We start from the raw sequence: 586 nt of genomic DNA, 5'->3' as shown, positions 1-586 counted from the left end.
TTTACGGCCAAGTTCACACAGCTCGGCGCATCGACCTTCGTCGAATGTCACGTCCGCAGGGGTTCCATCTGACGCGAGCACCGCGTGTACGTATTCCAGCAGGAACTGGTTTTCGTTGATCAGGTCATCCGGGCCGTCCGCTTCGCGTTGCTCCTCGGCGGCGCTTTGGTCTGCCATCGCCTTCATCATGTGCTGCGCGTAGATGTAGCCGAGCAGATCATGTGGGGGCATCGCGACGATAAGCTCGCGCATCCGAGCTGCTATGTCCTCCATGTCTTTCAACAAGGAAGCAGCGATCTCCTTCCGCTTTTGCTCATCCATAATGCATGTTCTCAATGTTTTCTGTAACGACCGCACTACACAATTTTCGTGAGGTCGGAGCATTCAGCGTCGGGCTATAATGTAGTATCGACGTGTCGCTTGCCACTTGGCCGGCGCGGATCGAAAGGGATGACGACTGGGACATGCTGGACACGTGAGGAGGTTGCATGGAATGCATCTGGGTAATCGTTGGCGCTGCCGCAGTTAGCATGGTCGCTACCTTCGGGACGAGCTGGTTCGGCCACTGGCTCAGGCTGTCTAATGA

The 586-nt window shown here is 56.1% G+C and carries 1 protein-coding gene; it reads right to left on the bottom strand.

Going from position 1 to position 586, the window contains the following annotated elements:
• Window positions 1–321, bottom strand: a 321-nt coding sequence (locus AC2JF9_RS08295) for a hypothetical protein (protein WP_500726845.1), incomplete at its 3' end; no start/stop codon positions are given.
• Between the last annotated feature and the right edge of the window lie 265 nt (window positions 322–586).

It is taken from the genome of Lactobacillus sp. C449L, assembly GCF_059900815.1.
Note: the sequence above shows the minus strand (reverse complement) of the source record. Positions and strands in the feature narration are given on the sequence as shown.